This is a genomic window from Mycobacterium sp. E3305, from assembly GCF_001666785.1.
GTDB lineage: Bacteria > Actinomycetota > Actinomycetes > Mycobacteriales > Mycobacteriaceae > Mycobacterium.
Window position 1 is genome coordinate 1 of the sequence record NZ_LZJA01000080.1, and the last position, 869, is coordinate 869.

An 869-nucleotide genomic window follows, 5' to 3' on the forward strand; every position below is an offset into this window, starting at 1 on the left:
ACCGCCACCAACACATGCTCATCGCAACCCACACGGAAAAGCGTTGCCCGCAAAGGAATCTCAACCGACAAATCAAACGCGTAGCGCGCCGCCGCCTCGATGACCTCCTGCAACCGGTTGGCGGACCAGCCGTCGGTCTTGACCACGTCCCATCTGACGGCGGATTGGGTGGGCGGCAGGACGATCTGCTGGGGGTTTCCCTCGGGTGCGGTGAAGACGGTCCGCAAACTTTCGTGCCGCGCCACCACGTCGCCCAGTGCGGCACGCAAAGCGTCGGTGTCGAGTGGACCCTCCAGTCGCAGCGCCGCCGCCATGTTGTAGACGGGCGACGGCCCGTGCAGTTGGTCGATAATCCACAACCGGGACTGGGCGAACGACAGTGGGACCGTCGGCGGGCGTTCGCAGGGCACCAACGGCGCCAGGCCACCGCCGCCGGAGACGACGCGGGGGGCCAGCTGCGCGACCGTGGGGGCCTCGAACAGCTCTCGCACCGAAAGGCGGCTGTCCAGGCCGTTATTGATGGCCGCGATCACCCGCATCGCCGACAGCGAGTCACCACCCAGATCGAAGAAGGAATCGTCCACGCCGACCCGCTCGACACCGAGGACTTGGGCGTAGATGCCGGCCAGGATCTCTTCGACCGCGGTGGCCGGGGCGCGGTAGTGATCGGCGTCCCGGTAGTCGGGCAGGGGCAGGGCCTGGGTGTCGAGCTTGCCGTTGAGGGTGGTGGGTAGTGCCGGCAAGGCCACGATGGCCGCCGGGATCATGTAGGCCGGTAGCCGCTCGGCCAGCGCGGTGCGGAGTTCGCTGGGGTCGGCGGTGCCGGTGAGGTAGCCCACGAGGCGTTTGTCGCCGGGGCGGTCCTCGCG

At 68.4% G+C, this 869-nt stretch carries 1 protein-coding gene; it reads right to left on the reverse strand.

The window, feature by feature from the left end; translation table 11 throughout:
- A partial coding sequence (locus A5701_RS07715; protein ID WP_231972782.1) for a condensation domain-containing protein occupies nucleotides 1–869 on the reverse strand: 869 nt, incomplete at both ends.